This window comes from Arenibacter hampyeongensis, from assembly GCF_002909255.1.
In the GTDB taxonomy this organism is placed as follows: Bacteria; Bacteroidota; Bacteroidia; order Flavobacteriales; family Flavobacteriaceae; genus Arenibacter; species Arenibacter hampyeongensis.
Map to the genome: position 1 here is coordinate 345,760 of NZ_PIOB01000001.1, position 17,197 is coordinate 362,956.

A 17,197-nucleotide genomic window follows, 5' to 3' on the forward strand; every position below is an offset into this window, starting at 1 on the left:
TTCAAAACTTGCGATTTTTCTGTAAAACATCATCATTTCCTTAAGTCTTCAACCCACAAAATAGCTTATAAATAAATAAAATGCGTTTTTTAAATAAACGGTATCTTTGTTTTAAAACAATGTCGTTATGTTTAGTGATTTTGCCTATAAAATATTTGAAGAAAGCATCGAAAAATATCATCTAGTGGATGATGTTGCCCAATCCTTCAGCAATCCATATCCAAAAGAAGAAATTGCCCACTTGCTATATCGTAAAAATTGGATCGACACCGTGCAATGGCATTATGAAGATATTATCAGGGACCCCAATATTGAACCGGTTGCAGCACTTCAACTCAAAAGAAAAATCGATTCCAGCAACCAGGATAGAACAGATTTGGTTGAATTTATTGATAGTTATTTTCTAAATAAATACCAATCGGTAGAAAAATTCGAAACTGCTACCATAAATACGGAAAGTCCGGCTTGGGCCATAGACCGACTATCCATTTTGGCCTTAAAGATATATCATATGCAGGAAGAAGTAGATCGACAGGACGCCACCCAAGATCATATTCAAAAATGCAGCACCAAGCTTAACATTTTATTGGAACAGAAGAAAGATCTATGTTCTGCAATAGATCAACTATTATTGGATATTGAATCTGGCAAGAAATACATGAAAGTCTATAAGCAGATGAAAATGTACAATGACAACGAACTTAACCCTGTTCTTCGCAAAGCGCCCTAATCCCAAATAATGGATAGCTTATCTTAGCCCAGCAACAAAAGAATTGATGGTAAAAGACAAAAATACTTCAAAGTATGCTGAGGGGAAAGTAAGGGGTGTAACTAATACAACCCTCCTTGAAGCTGACCAAAAAAAGCATATACTGGTCATTCGTTTATCCGCAATGGGCGATGTGGCCATGACGGTTCCTGTCCTATCCGCCTTGGTTAAGGAATATCCAGGATTGAAAGTCACGGTACTGACCAGAAGTTTCTTCAAGCCTATTTTTCAAAACCTTGACAATGTAAGCATTTACGAGGCGGATGTAAAGGGAAAACACAAAGGCATATTTGGTCTTTGGAAGCTATATAAGGAACTTAAAAACTTAAACATAGATGCAGTTGCCGATTTGCACAATGTATTGCGCAGTAATATCCTAAAAGGGTATTTTAAGTTCGGTTCTACTCCCTTTGTTCAGATAGACAAAGGCCGGGCAGAAAAAAAAGCTTTGACTGCTTGGCGTTCAAAGGAATTTCGACAGCTTAAAACTACCCACCAGCGTTATGCGGATGTTTTTGGGAAACTTGGAATGCCCATAGATTTGCAAACAGCCACTGTACTTCCTAAAAGATCCATTGCACCTGCTACAAGTAATTTGGTGGATGGCAAAGATAAAACATGGATCGGCATAGCTCCTTTTGCCGCTTTCGACGGCAAAATGTACCCTTTGGATTTAATGGAAAAAATAGTAGATGAATTAAGTAAAACCGATAAATACAAAATACTACTCTTCGGAGGCGGAAAAAACGAGCAGGAACAGCTGGAAAAATGGGAAACCGAATTCAGTAATTGTATCAACCTGGTGGGCAAATTACCATTCCATGAGGAGTTGGCCTTAATTTCCCAACTGGATTTAATGGTGGCTATGGATAGTGGAAATGCGCATTTAGCGGCCTTGTTTGGAATACCCACCATAACGCTATGGGGAGTTACCCATCCTTATGCGGGATTTTATCCCTTTGGACAAAATTCCAACTATGCAATGTTGGCAGATAGGGAACAATTTCCTCTGATTCCAACCTCGGTTTATGGAAACAAATACCCTCCTGGTTATGAAAACGCAATGCGCAGCATTTCTCCAGAGGATGTTATTTTAAAAATTGAGGAAATTATAAATAGTAAATTATCACGTTAATTAGTCGGGTGATTTTGCACAGCGGGGTTGACTGGCCTGGTCACTTCGACAGAGCGAAGCATGAGCGACGAGAAGTCGCACAAGAAGCTTTTTAACTTGATGTATAAACAAACTTATTAATGGGAAATAGATAATACTGGTTTACAAAGCTTCACGAAAATTCTAACCGCTTTGTAAAGTTGGAGAGCGCCAAGTCGGGAGACCTTGAGCAGATGTGGAATTCTATCCTAAATGAACTGAGCCACAAGTGTGATTTCTCCCGTTGGTCGAAATGACCTTAGTAGTCACTTCGACAGAGCGAAACATAAACGACAAGAAGTCGCACTAATGGGTTTTCAATGTGATATTTAAATAAACTGATAATGGGAAGTTGATCATGGTAAGCTTAAACTTCACCTCTATTTTTAATCGCTTTGTAAAACTGGAAATCTCCAAATCACTGAACTTTGCGCCGCGGGATCTAATCGCTTCGGAAAAACAACAAACTACACGGACTCCTTGTGCTCTATTAATTTAAAGTAATTCCGAAGCTGTTGTATATACTTATAGCGTAACATTTTACCATTTCCTTCAACCATTAAGGTACGAATACCAATATAGGATGATATTAAATAAGTGGCCACTGCCTCACTATCGATATGCCTATTTACATACCCGTCCGTTTTTCCCTTCTGTAGGGCGGTAACCAAATTAACCTCCCACACTTTTAAAATGTCCTGAAGATAATTCATGATATCAGGGTTCTTCCCGTTAAATTCGGTAATGAAATTACTCAGCACAAATCCGTAATCCAGAAAATTATGCTCAGCGGTTTCCAATGCATTATCAAAACAAGCGGCAATCTTGTTCAAGGGGTCTTCTTCGCCCTCTATGGGTTCTATTAGACTACTGTAAACCTTTCTAAATAAAAGGTTTTGTACAATGCTAATGAAATATTCTTCCTTGGATTGAAAGTGGTAGTAAAACGCTCCTTTAGAGAGGGAGAGTTCCTTTAAAATGTCATCAATGCTGGTGTTATGATATCCCTTTTGGTAAAAAATCTCCAAGCCGGTAGTTTGTATGCGTTGCATGGTAGCCATGCGCTTCAATTGTTTGTCCATAAGATTTGGTTTTCTATAAACAGACCTATAAGTCTGTTATCCTAACTCCATTTTTGGTCTTTTATTTAAAAAATAAAGCTAAAAATAACTTTAAATCGATAAAACACACACAAAAAGCAATCCTAATGACAATCTTTAACCCCTACAAACCGAATGGTCCATTTATTTTAGAATTTGCAAATTGACTTTTAAGCAGAAAAATGCGATGGATTCTAAGTAACGGAACCTTGGCAGCTGCTCCCCGCCCCTGCCGTACATCCATAACAATGTTGTGAAATTATGATGTTCCTATCATTTAGGATATCTTCATTGTAATCCCTAATATGTCTAATTTTACTGGCCACCTTTAATCCCAACATCTGATTAAAGTCGCAATCGTAAAGCCATCCATCCCAACTTACTGAAATGGTATTAGTGCACATTACATTGGCAACGGCTGAAGGATTATAGGCCTCTACTAGGGAATACATATAATCTTCATAATTCCCGGAGGCGATCAAATAATCCAAAAAACGGGCAATAGGTAGATTTGTAATGGAAAAAAGGTTGTGAAAATTAATCTCAAAATCTTCCTTTAGCGCCTTTTTAAAGTCGCGCTCCATTGCTACCTGATCTCCGGGCAAAAAGGCCCCAGATGGATTATAGACAAGATCCAATCTTAAAGAACTGCCAGGCATACCATAACCAACCGCATTTAACTCCTGAAGCGCTTTTATGGACAGATCAAAAACTCCTTCTCCCCGCTGTTTATCTGTTTTACCACGTGTGTAGTGGGGCATGGAGGAAATAACATGGATATTGTGTTTTTTAAAAAATTGTGGAAGATCATAATATTTCTTGTTCGCCCTAATAATCGTAAGATTGGAGCGCACTATAAAATCCTTTATTCCAGCTTTGGCGGCTTCCTCTACAAACCACCTAAAATCCGGGTTCATTTCTGGCGCACCGCCAGTCAAATCCAAGGTGTGCGCTGCAGTATTACGGATAACCTCCAAACACATTTCCATAGTTTCCCTCGTCATAATTTCCTTACGGTCCGGTCCGGCGTCTACATGGCAATGTTCGCAAACCTGGTTGCACATATAACCTACATTGATCTGCAGAATTTCCAATTGTTTTGGTCGCAATGGAAACTGTCCTGTCTGGGCAATTTTATCCTTGAAATAGGGCAGCTCCCCATCTTCAAAAATCCCTCCGTTAAGGATTTCCATTTGTTTATTGTCCATTACAAGGGCTTCGTGCCTTGCCTTTAAAGATTTTGTTGCCATTATTATCGTATTCTGTAATTAGTACGCCATATATCCGAAAGTTTACAGAAAGTTGGGAATTTCGGCCCACACTTTTCCTAAAATCCATATATGGACACTACGCCTTTAATTTATCTAGTAAGCTATTTGAGCTACATGGATAGCTTATTATATTTATTCATCATTTGAACCCCATGTACCAAGGTGGCACCGCTTTCAATAGCTGCGCCAGCATGTACTGCTTCCATCATTTCCTCCTTGGTTATCCCCTTTTGCAAACCGTCCTTTGTATAAGCATCTATGCAATAAGGACACTTGACCACATGGGCCACCGCCAAAGCTATAAGGGATTTCTCCCTAGCACTCAGGGCACCTTCCTCAAATACTTTTCCATAGTATTCAAAGAACTTGGTTCCCAATTCCTCGCTCCAGTCGGTTATATTTCCAAACTTGCGTAAATCTGCTGGGTCATAATAAGAATCTGCCATTATAAATTTTTTATTATAGTTATGTATTTTGGAAGCCATTTGTTATGTGGATTTCCATTATTAGGGATTTAATGTGTTTTAGGACCACTTCCAGTACAACAATATTAAATAGGTATAGAGAGTAACAATACAATTGTAAAGTCCTGCTATTAAAATTTTGATCGAAAAAGGCGAAAGTGATTTGGAAATAAATTTCCTCAACTAAGAATAGATGATAGAAGCGGAAGGGGAACCTTTATTGAAATAATTACTTACAAAGTAAAAGTTTATGAATATGCTCCGATGATGAATATATTTTTTCATCGGTTCGGTTAAGGATTTGATTGTGTGAAAGATTTTTGCCGAATACCTCCTAAAGCCATTTAGAATCCTTTTTAGATCGGTATAATTATCCAGATCCAACAGGGTTTGAAGTTGAATTATTTGAATATTCGAAACTTCTATAAGTTCAGTGATTTTTTTGGTGAGTGAATTCGTTTTCCAAGGTAAGTCCCTAAAAGCAGTATCATCAAATTGAGATTTATTAAGTCCCATTAAATAAAAACCTCCATCCTTTGAGGGTCCCAAAACAAACTTATTTGCATTCAAATATCCCGAAGCTTTCAGGATATCGGAGACCTTTAGTTGGGGCGTATCGTTACCTATGGTTATGACATTATCAAATCCCTTTTCGAAAATGGATTTGATTGCATTTACAAACCTTTCCCCAAAAGCTTTTCCATATTGCTCCTTTTCAGTAATAAGAAAAAAGGGAAGTCCAGTTTTTTTTGCAGTACTTATTGCATGTTCCGTTAAACCTTGAAACAATACACTGCCCTTGGGGATGGCCTTATGTTTCAATTCTTCCTTAGAGGAATTGGCAAACACCAAAATTGCAGTTGTAAATATTTTTATAGTTTCGGGCATTGCTCTTGTTATTTCATAAACATACAATAAAATCCTAGAATTGTTTGGTCGATTGCCCAACCATTTCATTACAAGATCGGGCCATAACAATGTCTGCTTATTCCAAATTAAACTAATTGGTTGGTTATACTATTGAAATACCCGACCAACCTTTGAATAAGGATGGATAAAAGGCTTAATAAATCGGTTAAGGACAGAAAAGGGCCTGTTGATTAGGTTTAATATGTTAGTGACCGACTCCTTGGTTTAGAAATGAATTGGATTTAATGCGTTGCGGACAGAGATAAAAGATCTCTTGGGTTAATACCCATTGACGTTTTATGTCCTATAGACCACCATAAATATAAATCTGTGCTCATCAATTCTGTAGCTTTTAAACCAATGGAAACCATTCTTGTCAGGCTTGTTAATTTTTTAGCAAGATTTGGAAAATGAAATTCAATATTCATGTTTTATAACCAACCTAAAATACAAAGTCCTATAGTTTTGTTAAAGTCAATCATAAAGTGAATGAACATTCATTTTCTCGTATCTTTGCATTGTTACTAAATAAATGTTCAACCTTTTACGCCATTAATATGAATAATTTCAAATATAAAAATCCGACCAAAATATTGTTCGGTAAAGGACAAATAGAAAATCTGAAAGAAGAGATTCCCGCCCATGCCAAAATATTAATGCTATATGGTGGAGGAAGCATTAAAAAGAATGGTATTTACGACCAAGTAAAAAAAGCACTGAAAAATTATGAGGTAATTGAATTTGGAGGTATTCCCGCAAATCCGGAATATGACATTCTTTTGCGTGCCCTGCAGTTGATAAAATCGGAGAACATTACTTTTATGCTGGCCGTAGGTGGGGGTTCTGTAATAGATGGCACCAAATTTTTATCCGCAGCTGCACTGTATAAAGGTGACACTCCTTGGGATCTATTAACCCAAAAAACACCAACATTGGAAGGCCTAGCTTTTGGAACGGTATTGACCTTACCTGCAACAGGTTCTGAAATGAATTCAGGAGCGGTGATTACTAGGGCAGAAACCAAGGAAAAGCTGGCCATGGGCGGACCTGGATTGTTCCCAGTATTTTCCATACTAGATCCACAAGTAATTGCCTCCATTCCAGAGCGCCAATTAGCAAATGGAATAGCGGATGCCTTTACCCATGTACTGGAGCAATATATGACCTATCCCATAGGAGCCTCCCTACAAGATCGCATGGCCGAGAGTGTTTTACAGACCTTGATAGAGGTGGCACCAATTATCATTAAAAATCCCGAGGATTATACAGCGGCATCCAATTTCATGTGGAGCTGCACCATGGCCCTTAACGGTCTTTTGCCTTTGGGCGTACCTACTGACTGGGCAGTGCATGCCATTGGGCATGAATTAACGGCGCTCTACGGTATAGATCATGCCAGAACTTTGGCCGTGATTGCTCCAAGCCATTATCGCTATAATTTTGACGGTAAAAAGGAAAAATTGGCCCAATATGCAGAGAGAATTTGGAATATCGGGGAAGGAACTTTGGAGGAGAAAGCCAATTTGGGTATAGAAAAAACGGAGTCCTTTTTTCATGAATTGGGAATAAAAACCAAGCTTTCCGATTATACCCGGGAATTTGAGGGAAGCGCAAAACTCATTTCCAATAGATTTACAGATAGAGGTTGGTTGGGCCTAGGTGAGCATAAAGCTCTCACACCCTCCGATGTAGCTAAAATTGTAGAAATGGCCTATTAGGCCTTTGCAAACGCAAATAACTAGCTACTGCGCACAATCTAGCTGGAACAAAAAAACCTTCGAACATAAGCTCGAAGGTTTTTTTATGATACATCCTCCTCCAGGAGGTTTCTTTGATATGTTACTTCTTATAACTATCGTTCAAAATTTTAACGATAGCATCGGTTACGTTATGGTTTTCCGTTCCGTAAAGAACGCTACCCCCGTCCCCACCGGTTAAGATAAAAGAGTATCCATTTGATTCCCCATAAGCTTTAATTTCCTTTTTTACTTTGGAAACAAGGCTATCCATCTCTGTCTGACCCAGCATTTGCAATTGCTGCTCTTCCTGTTGCAACTGTTGACCAATAAACTGACTACGTTGTTGTAACTGACCATACTCCTCTTGCGCCTTGTCCTGAGCCATTTTTTGAGCTTTAGCCTGGAAAGCTTGGGCCTCAATTTGAAAAGCCTGGGAAATACTATCCCTTTTTTTACCAAAAGTTTCAGTTCTCGTCTTAAATTTAGCTTCAATATCAATTTTCTCTTGATAGGTATCCATCAACTTTACATTATCCACAAAAGCTATCTTTTCCTGTTGGCAAGATATTGTTCCGATAAATACCAGCGCCAAAACTAATTTTTTCATTTTTCTCTTTAATTTAAATTTGGGCAAAAATAGAAAAGGTTTTTTAGATTAAGTCAAAAATTGTTGTCAAACATTAGAACACAAGATTTTAGACGAACACCTCCCCCGTTCTTCCAATACTAAACACCAAAACCCAATTTTAGCAACTATAAATAAAATCTATATAAAATTGTATATACATACTTTTTTTCTATTATAAATAGAGCGATTAATAAGGCTACCAGCGTTTTTCTCAAAGGAGCCATATTAGCAGAAGGTAAAGGGCGTCAAACCCGCTGAGAATGCCTTAAAACAAGTATTATTGCCTTTTAATTATGTAGATCAAGGAAGAATACTCTTTAGACCTTAGGGCAAATAAATTGGATATAAATCCAGACCAAAGAGACTTAACAAAATTCTGATTACCGGTTTTATACTTTTCGGAAAGTAGAGAAACATAAAAAGCGTCAAATATCATTGGCTTTGTCATTACCACTTTCATCCCATGTTTTCCAAAGATGCTTTGAACACTATTTCTCGAAAAATGCCAAAGGTGTCTGGGCACGTCATAAGCAGCCCAATATTGTTTGTAGTAAACCGCATCATAGGATTTAAAATTAGGAACGGCCACAATAAGGGTCCCTGAATCAGATAGGAGTCCTACCAACTTGGATATCTGTTGATCCAGATCTGGTAAATGCTCCAACACATGCCACAGGGTGATAACCTCAAACTTTCTCTGCGGCAGCGCATCCAAATCTTCAAATAGCTCAATGTCCTTTTCACTAGCCTTGCGTTTTGCCACTACACTAGGTTCAACCCCAAAAATTTCCCAACCCTGCCTTCCCGCTACCGCCAAAAAATCACCAGTACCTGCTCCTACATCCAACAGTGTTTTATCTCCAGAAGTATAAGAATCAATAAGTGTAAGTTTGCTTTTTAGATTATATCCCTTTACAGTTTGGTAGATCTTATCCACGAAGGATTTCTTAGAATCCGTATGTGAAATATAATCTTCACTTTCATAATACTTACCCATACTTTCCGGTTGTGGATTAGTCACCAACATATCCAAGACAGGATCGTGCAACAATTGAAACGACTCTCCTGTTAGGGTGTAATCTTTAGTCTCTAAGTACAGCTTCATGGTATAAGATGCGGATTATTATAAATACACGAAGCAACGAAGATACTTCAAAACAGCTGTTCATGAAAGTGAATTTTAAATTACATTATTCTTTAAGCACAACCATCCTCCAAATCAATAATAGTATTCAATACGTCATATTTCCATTTCTACATTATAAAAAGTAGTGTCCACATATTAGGTCCAGGAGGATTAAAAGTTTAACACAGAAATCATTCATCTTGGATACAAGCAATACAATATTTGCAAATAAGAATTTACAAAATACAGCAAAACTTCAGGCAGCCATTAAATAATTAAACCTATTAAAATAGATACTTTTAAAAAGTAAATTTTCCGACGCAGATAAAATTAAAAAGCACACTAATAGTCGATTTTCCAAGCTTTCGAAAATTGATTTAACTGACCTATTTCGAATCTGAAAACAAATGGAAGTTTTGTTTTAAAGGAACAAAATTCAGTCCTGATTTGTCAAACTTCCGCCAATCGATTTAATATTCGGCCACAAAAACTAAGCCATAAAAAAGGGTGTCTGCCTATTAAATAGTGCAAACACCCTCTACATAAAATTAAATTAATAGCCCTTAAAAAGCCCTAAGATCACATTCTGTTTGCTAATGTTCCACGTGGAACATTAAACGGGACCAATAAATTATCGTCCCATATAAACCAGCAAAACGCTAATATCACTTGGAGAAACACCGCTTATTCTGGAAGCCTGTGAAATAGTAACTGGCTGTATTGCCTTAAGCTTTTCACGCGCTTCATAGGAAAGGGAATTTAGCTTACTATAATCAAATCCCTTCGGAATTTTAATATTTTCAAGTCGTTGCAATTTATCAGCATTGTTCTTTTCCTTAGCGATATAACCAGAATATTTCACCTGGATTTCTGCCTGTTCCAAGATCTCCCTATCCAAATTGTTATCGGAAATAAATTCGGAAACACCTTCCAATTGCATCATATGATCCATGGTTACTTTGGGTCTTGAAAACACTTTAAACATCTTATCAGGTTGCTTAACTGTAGACGAATCCAACTCTTCCAAAATAGGATTTATCTGTTCAGGCTTAAAACTGGTCTCTCTAAAAAACTCAATAAAGGCATTGGATTTACGCTCCTTCTCCTCCATCTTTTCAAGCCTATCTTTTGTAGCCAAGCCCATTTCAAAACTTCTAGGAGTAAGTCTTAAATCTGCATTATCCTGACGCAATAAAGTCCTATATTCTGCCCTGGAAGTAAACATTCGATATGGCTCCTCCGTACCCTTTGTAATAAGATCATCTACCAAAACTCCAATATAAGCTTCGTCCCTATTAAGAATAAAAGCATCCTTTTCATTGATTTTTAAATGCGCATTTATCCCAGCCATTAATCCTTGGGAGGCAGCCTCCTCATATCCTGTAGTTCCATTAATTTGACCTGCAAAATACAAGTTCTCAATAAGCTTTGTTTCCAAGGTATGCTTTAATTGAGTAGGCGGAAAATAATCGTATTCAATGGCATAACCAGGTCTAAAAAACTTTACCTTTTCAAATCCCTTTACAGATTTTAAAGCCCTATATTGAACATCCTCCGGCAAGGAAGTAGAAAACCCATTCACATACACCTCAACCGTATTCCAGCCCTCGGGCTCAACAAAAAGCTGATGACTATCCTTGTCTGCAAAACGGTTGATCTTATCCTCAATAGAGGGACAGTATCTTGGCCCCAAACTCTTAATCCGACCATTGAACATTGGAGAACGATCGAATCCTTCCCTGAGCAAATCGTGAACCAAAAGACTCGTATGAGACATATAACAATCCCTTTGTTTAGTAAGTGCTTTTGTGTCCGAATAAGAAAACTTCTCCGGAATTTCATCACCTGGCTGGGGAATCATTAAAGAATAATCCAAGGACCGACCATCCACCCTAGGTGGCGTTCCAGTCTTCATTCTTCCACTTTCAAAACCTAGTCCAACCAATTGTTCGGTAATTCCGGTCGCAGCCTTTTCACCTGCTCTACCACCACCAAATTGTTTGTCCCCTATATGAATTAAGCCGTTTAAGAAAGTACCGTTGGTAAGCACAACAGACTTAGACCTAATGTCAATTCCCAAGGATGTTTTAACACCAACGGCACGGCCATTCTCTACCAAAAGTCCCGACACCATTTCCTGATAAAAATCAACATTAGATGTGTTTTCCAAAGCCATTCTCCATTCTTCAGCAAAACGCATCCTATCATTTTGGGTCCTAGGACTCCACATAGCTGGACCCTTGCTTTTATTAAGCATCTTAAATTGAATGGCACTTTTATCACTTACTATACCACTATAACCCCCAAGTGCATCGATCTCCCGTACAATCTGCCCCTTTGCAATTCCGCCCATGGCCGGATTGCAAGACATTTGCCCTATAGTCTGTAAGTTCATTGTAACCAAAAGAGTCTTAGACCCAAGGTTAGCAGCAGCAGCAGCAGCTTCGGCACCAGCATGACCAGCGCCTACTACAATAACATCATATTCCTTTTCAAACATAGTTTCTAATGTTCCACGTGGAACAATTTAATTTTTTCATCTTCCTTTGACCTCATCAACAAAACCTCTTCCTCTTTCTTGTCGCCATACCCAATAAGGTGTAACACACCATGAGCCATTACGCGTTTTAATTCAGTAATAAAATCAACGCCATAATCAGTAGCATTATCCCTAACACGCTCAACAGAGATGAAAATATCTCCAGCGAGTCCATTTAAATCCTCATAAGGGAAAGTAATAATATCGGTATATGTATCATGATTTAAATAGTCCTGATTTATCTTTAAGAGATACTCATCATCACAAAAGATAAAATCCAATTGGCCATGACATCGGCCCTCAGAAACTATTAACCTACCAATCCAATCGGAAAACTTGGTTTCATCCTCTATTACAAAATCAGACTCGTAGTGAAAATCAATCATCAATTCTAAAATATTCCTTAACCTTAATTTGAAAATTTTGCTGCAAAGGTAATGCTTGTCTGTATAAAATCTCCACTTCATTCCGATAATTATCTAATATTGAGGGTTTAGTAAGTATCGGGTTCTGAAACACATCAATGGCTCTATTGCTCTCCCTTTTCTCTGACTTCCCTTGCTTAAGAGCCGCATTTTCCAATTTCAGCATTTCTCGGTTAATATTATTCATTTTATTAAGGCTTTGCTGGGTAACACCATTCCTTAATAATTCATTCTGAAAATCTTCCATCTGCTTAATCAATTTCTCTCCTATCCTACGATCATCCTTATTAATTAGGTCCTTCAATTGATTCTCAAGTTGTTCCCGTAAAGCTTGTTGCTCCTTGTAAATTTCATAAATTTCATTCAACTCCTCCTCACTAGGTCCTCCTTGCTTACTACTAGAACCACCTTCTCCTCCAACTCCACCTTCTTCACCTTTGGAACCACCAGAACCCTTGCCCTTACCTTCACCTCCCTTACCTTCACCTCCCTGACCATCACCTTCCTTGCCACTACTACCATCCTTCCCCTGCTTATCTCCACTACCTTCACCTTCCTTACCCTCTCCAGGACTCTCTCCTTTTGATCCCTTCATACCCATTTCTCCCAACTTCTCACCCAATTTTTCCTGACCCATAATAATATCAGGTAATTGAAATCCTTGCCCTTTTCCTTTACCGGAACCCATACTCATATTCTGTTGCATATTCTCCAAAACATTGGCCAAAAAGTCCGAAAGACTATTGGAAGCATTTAAAACATACTTCTGATATGAAGCCCCCTGGTACATCTCACTCTCTGCCATACTTTCAAGGGCCTTATCCAAATTATAATACACCTCACCTATCTGTTCATTTACGAACTCGGTCATCTCTGCTTGTCTTAAGGACAAAGCAAACAAACTATCATCCACATGTTTAAACAATTCCCTTAATTCCCGTTGCTTCCTAATACTCCCAGAATTCACAGTACTGGAAATATCGGATTGACCTAAACTATTGTACAAAGCCTCCTGCTTAAAGGAAAAAGTAATTAAATTATCCAACAACTGTCGCAGGACCTCGGCATCCTCAGCTTCCGAAGAACCCCCTCCTGAACCAGAAGCAGATTGCATTAATTCTTCCGCCATTTCACTCATCTTTTTAGCAGCTGACTTCTGATTGGATTTGCCCTTGTCTGAAAGCTTTTTACCTTCTTGAGATTTAAGCTGTTTATCAATCTCTTCCAATGCCACCTCAAGTTCACGCCTGATTGCATCTATCTTGTTTTGATCAATCTTCAAACCCATTGGCTTCTTTAAACTAGCATTATCCTTCCTCAACTCATCCAATTCCTTAGAAACCCGATCAAAATCAGAGCCCAATTTATTTTGTTCATCCTTCAACAAACTCCTTTTCCTTTCAAATTCCTCTGAAATCAAGGACAGTTGCTTATCTGCCAACTTTTTTAATTCGTTGCCCAACTGTTCAGATTTCTGTTGAATATAATACCGTTTGGTAAGTTCCAAAATCTGTTCCAAATTACGGTCACCATTCTTCTGCCGCTTACCCAACTCCTCCAAACGCCTGGCCAAATCTTCCTTGTCCAACTTCTCGGCTATCCCATTTAACTCCTCCAATAATTTTTCATTCTTTTTAGCCTCCAGTTCCTGTCGTTCAATCCGCTCCTGCAGCAATTTATTCAACTTACTATCATCATCGGCCTTTTTAAGATTATCCTTTAGCCGACTACTGAACTTTTTCATTAACTCATCCTGCTGCTCCTGCTGTTTCAAAAAATCCTTAATCCTATTCTGATCGGAAAAACTTAAACTACTTTTCTCCCTTTGTTCCTTGGTTAATTCTTTCAAGGTCTGCTGTTGATTTTTAGATTTCTCCAAAGACTTATCCAAATTACTCAATACCGACCTTTGGAATTCTAACTCTCTATCCTTCAACATATTATCGTCCAACAAAGCTGAGCTAAACACCTGACTCTTAGTTACTTTACCCTTGTGAATGGCATCATTATCCACAACCTCGAAATAAAAATCATAAGTAACTCCTTCAACCAAATCCAAACCAGAAGGAAAAGTGTAATAAAATTTATCGTAATTCAAAATTGGACTGGACAAAACAAGGACCCTCCTATCTTCCTCCCCTTTTTTATAATACACCAATTTAACAGTCCTTAGTTGATAATCATCGGTAGCCTCCCCAAGGTAATACGACACATTTGGATTCAGGGAATCCAAAACCTGATCAACACGCAAACTAGGATAAGCATCCTTAACCACCTTCAACTTATAACCCAATCTTTCATACTCCTTTATATTACCATTGGAAGTAGCCAACTCATAATTAAAATCAGAAAAAACTCTTTTAGAGAAAGTGAAAGTATCCCGTGACTTAATAAAGGTGTCTGAACTATCATTGGCATGAAAAATTACCTCCTCAGTGGCTCTGGTATTTATTCTCCACATCACCTCAGTACCTTCGGGAAAAACAGCGTTTCCAGTACTACTAATAACTTCATCCTTTTTGTTCGTATAGTCAGGATAATCCAAGACCATATCAAAATCGATAATTGCCGGAGTTTCAAGAACATTCAAAAAATATTCCTTTGATCTTACACCATTTGCCAAGAAATAAAAAGAAGTACTACGTAGTGGTGGTGAAAAAACGTATTGATAAAAACCATCCTTAAAACGTAATAGAAATTCATTGTCATTAACAACAATAGACACAGTTTCCGGCTTAATACGACCCTCAGTAGTCACCAAAAGAGTCAAGGAATTATTATCCAATACATCTAGATCAGAATTGACCAATGTAAATCTAAAAGGCGATGGAGGCTCATAGGCCAAATCATAATTAACCACCCTTTTATAAGAACTGAAATATGAAACTATATCACCTGAAACCCATATAAACCCAAAAATACCGATAGGAACTAACAAATACTTTAGGTATTTGGCATTTTCCCTAAAATTAATCGCCTTAACAAAAGGAACTGTACCAAGCTTTGTTGACCGCTGCTGCATACTAGCCAACAATAGCTCGGATCTTGAGTCATTTTCGGCCAAATCCAACAAATTATATAGCTTATCATCAACTTCTGGGAAATACTTCCCTATAAGTACAGAAGCTTCTTTATTACTTAATCCTCGTCTCCATTTAAACAAAAAGGACAAAGGAATAATGATAAAATGCCAAGCCAAATAAAACTCTGTCAAAACGAACAAAAGAAATAGGATAAACCGTCCTGTAGAATTTAACCACAAATAATATTCTATACCGAGTACGACAAAAAAGAAAAGGAAACCAAAGGTTAAAAAAAGAAGTAAACCCTTTAGCAACATCTTGGTATAGAACTTTGCAATGAAGGCACTAAGTTTGTCCAATATATTCTTATAATTCTCCAAAGTCAATCATATTTAGAACCAAGATACAAAAAAGCCAAATAGGACCTATGCCGCAAAACCCCTTAACCAAATAGAACGCTTTATGTATCTTTGGGAAAAAATAAATACAATGACCAAGAAAGTGCGAGTTCGTTTTGCTCCTAGCCCAACAGGACCATTACATATAGGTGGTGTTCGTACCGCCCTCTTCAATTATTTATTCGCCAAAAAACACCATGGGGATTTTATATTGAGAATAGAGGACACAGATCAAAACCGTTATGTTGAAGGTGCCGAACAATATATAATAGATGCGCTCAACTGGTGCAATATACCTTACGATGAAGGTCCAGGAAAAGATGGCGGATATGGTCCATACCGACAGAGCAATAGAAAAGATCTATATAGAAAATATGCCGATAAACTAATTTCCGGCGGTCATGCCTATTATGCATTTGACAAAAGTGAAAAACTGGATTTTCATAGAAAGGACCACGAAGAAAAGGGCAAGACATTTATCTATAACTATCACAACAGGCTAAAACTCTCCAACTCCCTGTCATTAAGTACTGCGGAAACAAAGGCCAAGTTGGAAGCAGGTGAGGATTTTGTTATTCGTTTTAAAACTCCCCAGGATTCCGAATTACAGCTTCACGATATCATAAGGGGTGAAATAAAAATAGATACCAATACGCTGGATGACAAGGTTTTGTTTAAGAGCGATGGAATGCCAACCTATCATTTAGCCAACATAGTGGATGACCATTTAATGCAGATAAGCCACGTTATACGAGGTGAAGAATGGTTGCCTTCATTGGCCCTTCACCAGCAATTATACGACGCTTTTGGATGGGAAGCACCACAATTTGCCCATTTACCCTTAATAATGAAACCGGTAGGAAAAGGCAAGCTAAGTAAAAGGGATGGAGCAAAAATGGGCTTTCCTGTGTTTCCACTTACTTGGGAAGATTCCGTTGGATACCGAGAAGAGGGCTATTTTCCAGAAGCAGTTACCAACTTCCTGGCTTTACTAGGGTGGAATCCAGGTACGGAACAAGAAATCTTTTCACTGGATGAACTGGTAGCCGCATTCAGTTTGGAAAGAGTTAACAAATCGGGAGCCCGATTTGATCCGGACAAAACCAAATGGTATAATCAACACTATATGCAGACGCAGGACAATGCCCAACTGGCCAATGCGTTTATGTTGAACATGAAAGACAGAGGTATTCCCTTACCACAGGAAAAGGATAATGCCAACTATATAAAGGAAGTAATTTCCTTAATAAAAGAACGTGCCACCTTTGTAAACGAATTTTGGGATTTGGGTGATTATTTCTTTGTTGCACCAACCAACTACGATGAAAAGGCGGTTAAAAAGCAATGGAAGGAAGACAGTGCTTCCGTAATGACCCAATTATTAACCCTAATTGAAGTTATCGATGATTTTTCTTCTGAAAACCTTGAAAATGTAGTAAAAGAATGGATTACAGACAATGAACTATCCTTTGGAAAGGTAATGCCCCCCTTACGTTTAGTTATTGTGGGTGAGATGAAGGGACCTCATATTTTCGATATTATAGCATTAATTGGCAAGAAGGATTGCGTGGATAGGATTAAAACAGCTATTTCCGTTTTGTAGACCCTTTGTTTCCAAAATAGGGTAAGATTTGAATTCCCAAGAAGAACGGG

The 17,197-nt window shown here is 38.1% G+C and carries 13 protein-coding genes; 4 read left to right on the forward strand and 9 right to left on the reverse strand.

Annotated features, from left to right (window positions below):
- Nucleotides 1-127 precede the first annotated feature (127 nt).
- Together CWD91_RS01500 and CWD91_RS01505 are read left to right on the forward strand one after the other, a co-directional pair.
- Entirely contained in the window at nucleotides 128-730 is a 603-nt protein-coding gene (locus tag CWD91_RS01500) for a DUF4254 domain-containing protein (RefSeq protein WP_103439181.1), read from the forward strand.
- Nucleotides 731-893: 163 nt separating this feature from the next.
- Nucleotides 894-1,904, forward strand: coding sequence for a glycosyltransferase family 9 protein (locus CWD91_RS01505; RefSeq protein WP_103439849.1), 1,011 nt, complete (start codon nucleotides 894-896; stop codon nucleotides 1,902-1,904).
- A gap of 485 nt (nucleotides 1,905-2,389) precedes the next feature.
- On the opposite strand, the gene CWD91_RS01510 is transcribed toward CWD91_RS01505, so the two are convergent.
- The 4 genes from CWD91_RS01510 to CWD91_RS01525 all read right to left on the reverse strand — a co-directional run bounded on the left by CWD91_RS01510 (nucleotide 2,390) and on the right by CWD91_RS01525 (nucleotide 5,645).
- Nucleotides 2,390-3,004 (reverse strand): TetR/AcrR family transcriptional regulator, encoded by a 615-nt coding sequence (locus tag CWD91_RS01510; RefSeq protein WP_103439182.1) that lies wholly within the window; start codon nucleotides 3,002-3,004, stop codon nucleotides 2,390-2,392.
- Nucleotides 3,005-3,216: 212 nt separating this feature from the next.
- On the reverse strand, nucleotides 3,217-4,272 hold the full coding sequence (gene arsS / locus CWD91_RS01515) for an arsenosugar biosynthesis radical SAM (seleno)protein ArsS (protein WP_103439183.1): 1,056 nt from the start codon (nucleotides 4,270-4,272) through the stop codon (nucleotides 3,217-3,219).
- A gap of 131 nt (nucleotides 4,273-4,403) precedes the next feature.
- Complete coding sequence (locus tag CWD91_RS01520) at nucleotides 4,404-4,739, reverse strand: arsenosugar biosynthesis-associated peroxidase-like protein (protein ID WP_103439850.1); 336 nt, start codon at nucleotides 4,737-4,739, stop codon at nucleotides 4,404-4,406.
- 201 nt (nucleotides 4,740-4,940) lie between these two features.
- On the reverse strand, nucleotides 4,941-5,645 hold the full coding sequence (locus CWD91_RS01525) for a TIGR04282 family arsenosugar biosynthesis glycosyltransferase (RefSeq protein WP_157943694.1): 705 nt from the start codon (nucleotides 5,643-5,645) through the stop codon (nucleotides 4,941-4,943).
- Between the two features lie 578 nt (nucleotides 5,646-6,223).
- Between CWD91_RS01525 and CWD91_RS01530 the strand changes: the two genes are divergently transcribed.
- On the forward strand, nucleotides 6,224-7,384 hold the full coding sequence (locus CWD91_RS01530) for an iron-containing alcohol dehydrogenase (RefSeq protein ID WP_103439185.1): 1,161 nt from the start codon (nucleotides 6,224-6,226) through the stop codon (nucleotides 7,382-7,384).
- Between the two features lie 121 nt (nucleotides 7,385-7,505).
- Here CWD91_RS01530 and CWD91_RS01535 read toward each other — a convergent pair whose 3' ends face one another.
- From CWD91_RS01535 to CWD91_RS01555, 5 genes are all read right to left on the reverse strand, one after another.
- Nucleotides 7,506-8,012 carry an OmpH family outer membrane protein gene (locus CWD91_RS01535; protein ID WP_103439186.1) on the reverse strand — a complete coding sequence of 169 codons (507 nt, stop codon included), beginning with the start codon at nucleotides 8,010-8,012 and terminating at the stop codon, nucleotides 7,506-7,508.
- A gap of 298 nt (nucleotides 8,013-8,310) precedes the next feature.
- On the reverse strand, nucleotides 8,311-9,138 hold the full coding sequence (locus tag CWD91_RS01540) for a class I SAM-dependent methyltransferase (RefSeq protein WP_103439187.1): 828 nt from the start codon (nucleotides 9,136-9,138) through the stop codon (nucleotides 8,311-8,313).
- 652 nt (nucleotides 9,139-9,790) lie between these two features.
- Nucleotides 9,791-11,659 (reverse strand): tRNA uridine-5-carboxymethylaminomethyl(34) synthesis enzyme MnmG, encoded by a 1,869-nt coding sequence (gene mnmG, locus CWD91_RS01545; protein ID WP_103439188.1) that lies wholly within the window; start codon nucleotides 11,657-11,659, stop codon nucleotides 9,791-9,793.
- Between the two features lie 5 nt (nucleotides 11,660-11,664).
- A complete protein-coding gene (gene ybeY, locus CWD91_RS01550; RefSeq protein ID WP_103439189.1) occupies nucleotides 11,665-12,084 on the reverse strand; it encodes an rRNA maturation RNase YbeY in 420 nt (139 codons plus the stop codon).
- Entirely contained in the window at nucleotides 12,077-15,526 is a 3,450-nt protein-coding gene (locus tag CWD91_RS01555; RefSeq protein ID WP_103439851.1) for a hypothetical protein, read from the reverse strand. Before CWD91_RS01555 ends, ybeY begins: the two co-directional genes overlap by 8 nt.
- A gap of 109 nt (nucleotides 15,527-15,635) precedes the next feature.
- On the opposite strand from CWD91_RS01555, the gene gltX reads away from it, so the two are divergent.
- The gene (gltX, locus tag CWD91_RS01560) at nucleotides 15,636-17,147 is read left to right on the forward strand and encodes a glutamate--tRNA ligase (protein WP_103439190.1); all 1,512 of its coding nucleotides are present in this window, start codon (nucleotides 15,636-15,638) and stop codon (nucleotides 17,145-17,147) included.
- The last annotated feature ends 50 nt before the right edge of the window (nucleotides 17,148-17,197 follow it).

Coding starts and splice junctions, on each gene's coding strand:
- CWD91_RS01525 (WP_157943694.1), bottom strand. CDS start 5,645: ATGCCCGAAACTATAAAAATATTTACAACTGCAATTTTGGTGTTTGCC.
- CWD91_RS01540 (WP_103439187.1), bottom strand. CDS start 9,138: ATGAAGCTGTACTTAGAGACTAAAGATTACACCCTAACAGGAGAGTCG.
- CWD91_RS01535 (WP_103439186.1), bottom strand. CDS start 8,012: ATGAAAAAATTAGTTTTGGCGCTGGTATTTATCGGAACAATATCTTGC.
- CWD91_RS01530 (WP_103439185.1), top strand. CDS start 6,224: ATGAATAATTTCAAATATAAAAATCCGACCAAAATATTGTTCGGTAAA.
- CWD91_RS01500 (WP_103439181.1), top strand. CDS start 128: ATGTTTAGTGATTTTGCCTATAAAATATTTGAAGAAAGCATCGAAAAA.
- gltX (WP_103439190.1), top strand. CDS start 15,636: ATGACCAAGAAAGTGCGAGTTCGTTTTGCTCCTAGCCCAACAGGACCA.
- arsS (WP_103439183.1), bottom strand. CDS start 4,272: ATGGCAACAAAATCTTTAAAGGCAAGGCACGAAGCCCTTGTAATGGAC.
- CWD91_RS01510 (WP_103439182.1), bottom strand. CDS start 3,004: ATGGACAAACAATTGAAGCGCATGGCTACCATGCAACGCATACAAACT.
- CWD91_RS01505 (WP_103439849.1), top strand. CDS start 894: ATGGGCGATGTGGCCATGACGGTTCCTGTCCTATCCGCCTTGGTTAAG.
- mnmG (WP_103439188.1), bottom strand. CDS start 11,659: ATGTTTGAAAAGGAATATGATGTTATTGTAGTAGGCGCTGGTCATGCT.
- ybeY (WP_103439189.1), bottom strand. CDS start 12,084: ATGATTGATTTTCACTACGAGTCTGATTTTGTAATAGAGGATGAAACC.
- CWD91_RS01520 (WP_103439850.1), bottom strand. CDS start 4,739: ATGGCAGATTCTTATTATGACCCAGCAGATTTACGCAAGTTTGGAAAT.